Origin of the sequence: Jatrophihabitans sp. (assembly GCF_036388195.1) — a bacterium.
Lineage (GTDB): Bacteria > Actinomycetota > Actinomycetes > Mycobacteriales > Jatrophihabitantaceae > Jatrophihabitans_A.
In genome coordinates this window covers 1-3,278 of sequence record NZ_DASVSG010000014.1, presented here as the reverse complement: position 1 = coordinate 3,278, position 3,278 = coordinate 1, and the positions used below count along the sequence as shown (strand labels likewise).

The following is a 3,278-nucleotide window of genomic DNA, read 5'->3' as shown; positions in this document are numbered from 1 at the left end:
ACCGTCGAGGCCGTGCTGACCCAGGCTGCCGATGCCTGCTCCGCCGCCCGCCCGGGCGCCCGCCGGGAGTCGCTGGAGGCCTACGTCAAGCGGCTGGAGCGGATCGAGCAGATCGCCACCGCCCGGCCGGGGGTCGAACGGGTCTTTGCCATGCAATCGGGCCGCGAGGTCCGGGTGATGGTACTGCCGGAGCAGGTCGATGACCTGGCGGCCGGTGTGATCGCCCGCGAGGTCGCCAAGCAGATCGAGGACGAGCTGACCTACCCCGGCCAGATCCGGGTGACCGTCGTCCGGGAGTCACGGGCCACCGAAGTCGCCCACTGAGCCGCTGAGCGGGCCAGCTCCTGCGCCGCTCCTGGGCCGGCCTGCTCCTGCGCCGCTCCTGGGCCGGCCTGCTCCTCAGCGGCTCAGCCGGCTCGGTCGGCCTGCTCCTCAGCCGTGAACCGGCGCCGATAGATCGCCGACGGGCCGACCGGTCGCCCGTCGGGATCGTCGATCCGCTTCACCGCCACCAGGGTCAACCCGTTCTTCTCCAGCACCCGGCGGGAGGCGGTGTTGGCCTGCTCGGGATCCACCACCACACCGGCGATGGCAGCGTCCTGCTCACGGATCAGCTGCATCAGCGCGGCGATCAGCCGGGTGCCCAGACCCTGGCCGCAGCAGGCCTCCTCGCCGATCAGGTAGTCGAAACCTGCCTCGTCCGGGCTCGCGCCGATCCACGCGCAGTAGTCCGGGTAATCGGCCCACCGGTACCACTGGACGAAGGCGACCGGCCCGGTCGGCAACTCGGCGATCAGGGGGTGGGACGGCTCGACACCCTCGATGCAGGGCAGGTACTCGGCGCTGACCGCGGCCGGCTCGGCGGAATCGTGCCACCACCGGTGCACGTGAGCCGCCCCGAGCCACCGGCACATCAGCGGCAGGTCGGCAGCCGTCATCGGCCGCAGCAGGATCGGGGGCGTGTCGGTGGCGGCGGAGCGAGCATCTGGCGTCGAGGTCGCGACCATGAGCAAGAGTAGCCAACCGGGCTGGCGACCCGGGGGTTGGCGCGGCCTCGTACCCTTGAGCCGATATGAACGCCGCCCCGGGTACCGACTCCAGCGCCAGCCGCACCTATGCCATCCGCACCTACGGCTGCCAGATGAACGTGCACGACTCCGAACGGCTCTCCGGGCTCCTGGAGCAGGCCGGCTACCGCCGGTCGGCCGACCAGAGTGGCCGGGAGGCCGACCTGGTGGTGTTCAACACCTGCGCGGTGCGTGAGAACGCCGACAACCGCCTCTACGGAAACCTGAGCCAGCTGGCCCCGGTGAAGACGGCCCGTCCGGGCATGCAGATCGCCGTCGGCGGCTGTCTGGCCCAGAAGGACCAGTCCGCCGTGCTGCAGAAGGCGCCCTGGGTCGACGTGGTCTTCGGCACCCACAACCTGGCCAGCCTGCCGGTGTTGCTGGAACGGGCCCGGCACAACGGCCAGGCGCAGGTCGAGATCCTCGACGCCCTGGCCAACTTCCCGTCCGACCTGCCCAGCCGGCGAGATTCGGCGTTCTCGGCCTGGGTGTCGATCTCGGTCGGCTGCGACAACAGCTGCACGTTCTGCATCGTGCCCAGCCTGCGCGGCAAGGAGACCGACCGGCGACCCGGCGACGTGCTGGCCGAGATCGAGGCCCTGGTCGCCGACGGCGTCACCGAGATCACCCTGCTGGGCCAGAACGTCAACTCCTACGGCCGCTCGTTCGGCGACGCCCTGGCCTTCGGCAAGCTGTTGCGCGCCTGCGGTCGCATCGAAGGCCTGGACCGGGTCCGGTTCACCAGCCCGCACCCCCGCGACTTCACCGACGACGTGATCGCCGCGATGGCCGAGACGCCGAACGTCTGCCCGCAGCTGCACATGCCGATGCAGTCCGGCTCCGACGCCGTGTTGCGGTCGATGCGGCGCTCCTACCGGCAGGCGCGTTACCTCGACATCATCGACCGGGTCCGCGCCGCGATGCCGCACGCTGCGATCACCACCGACATCATCGTCGGCTTTCCGGGCGAGACCGAGGCCGACTTTGACCAGACCCTGGAGGCCGTCCGGCGCGCCCGGTTCGCCAGCGCCTTCACCTTCCAGTACTCGCCGCGGCCCGGCACGCCTGCGGCGACCATGGCGGACCAGGTCCCGAAGGCCGTGGTGCAGCAGCGCTACGACCGGCTGATCGAGCTGCAGGAGGAGATCAGCTGGCAGCAGAACAAGCAGCTGATCGGCGCCGAGGTGGACGTGCTGGTCAGCGCAGCACAGGGCAAGAAGGACGCGGCGAACCTGCGCATCTCCGGACGGGCCCGCGACGGCCGGCTGGTGCACGTGGCCACCGGCGACCTGCCGGTGGCAGCCGGCGACGTGGTCAGCGCCCGGGTCACCTATGCGGCGCCGCACCACCTGGTCGCCGACGGGGGCATCTCGGCGCACCGGCCCTGGCGAGGCGCATCCGGGCAGACGACGCCGGCAGCGAAGCAGGCACCCCGGCCGTTGCTGAGCATCGGCCGCCGGCCGGCCTGACCCCTCAGCACGTCCCAGCAACCCTCGCACTCGACTCGGGAGGCACGGTGAAGCTTCTTCTCACGTCCGCGGGGGTCAAGAACCCGACCATCCGCGATGCGTTGGTCGACCTGCTGGGCAAGCCGATCGCCGACTCCCACGCCCTCTGCGTCCCTACGGCGCAGTACGGCCACCCCATGTGCGGGCCAGCCATGGCATGGAGCTTCATCGCCGGCCAGGACTCGCTGCCCATGTGCGACCTGGGTTGGAAGTCGCTGGGTGTCCTGGAGCTGACAGCGCTGCCCAGCATCGGCGACCAGCGGTGGATCTCGTGGGTCGGTGAGGCCGACGTCCTGCTGGTCGCCGGTGGCGATGCGCTGTATCTGTGCCACTGGATGCGGCAATCCGGGCTGGCGGACCTCCTGCCGTCGCTGCCCGACACGGTCTGGGTGGGGTTGAGCGCCGGGAGCATGGTGATGACCCCACGCATCGGTAAGGACTTCATCGAGTGGACGCCACCGGACGGCGACGACAGCACCCTCGGGATCGTCGACTTCTCGATCTTCCCGCACCTGGGCATGCTGCCGGACAACACCATGGCCGGCGCCGAGAGCTGGGCGGCCGAGATCGCGGGCCCGGCGTACGCCATCGACGACGAGACCGCCATCAAGGTGGTCGACGGCGCCGTCGAGGTCGTCTCAGAAGGGCACTGGGTGCACTTTCCGCCCTAGGCTGCCGACGCCGACCGCTCGTGTGCCACGCC

Annotated in this window: 3 protein-coding genes and 1 pseudogene; 3 read left to right on the top strand and 1 reads right to left on the bottom strand. The window is 70.7% G+C overall.

Going from position 1 to position 3,278, the window contains the following annotated elements; all coding sequences use genetic code 11:
• A pseudogene (locus VF612_RS01075) lies at nt 1–324 on the top strand (ribonuclease Y); the annotation flags it as partial.
• 83 nt (nt 325–407) lie between these two features.
• Here VF612_RS01075 and VF612_RS01070 read toward each other — a convergent pair.
• Nucleotides 408–1,007 (bottom strand): GNAT family N-acetyltransferase, encoded by a 600-nt coding sequence (locus tag VF612_RS01070; RefSeq protein ID WP_408657997.1) that lies wholly within the window; start codon nt 1,005–1,007, stop codon nt 408–410.
• 65 nt (nt 1,008–1,072) lie between these two features.
• Between VF612_RS01070 and miaB the strand changes: the two genes are divergently transcribed.
• Nucleotides 1,073–2,536, top strand: coding sequence for a tRNA (N6-isopentenyl adenosine(37)-C2)-methylthiotransferase MiaB (gene miaB, locus VF612_RS01065; RefSeq protein WP_408657996.1), 1,464 nt, complete (start codon nt 1,073–1,075; stop codon nt 2,534–2,536).
• 47 nt (nt 2,537–2,583) lie between these two features.
• On the top strand, nt 2,584–3,246 hold the full coding sequence (locus tag VF612_RS01060; RefSeq protein WP_408657995.1) for a Type 1 glutamine amidotransferase-like domain-containing protein: 663 nt from the start codon (nt 2,584–2,586) through the stop codon (nt 3,244–3,246).
• The last annotated feature ends 32 nt before the right edge of the window (nt 3,247–3,278 follow it).

Coding starts and splice junctions, on each gene's coding strand:
- miaB (WP_408657996.1), top strand. CDS start 1,073: ATGAACGCCGCCCCGGGTACCGACTCCAGCGCCAGCCGCACCTATGCC.
- VF612_RS01070 (WP_408657997.1), bottom strand. CDS start 1,007: ATGGTCGCGACCTCGACGCCAGATGCTCGCTCCGCCGCCACCGACACG.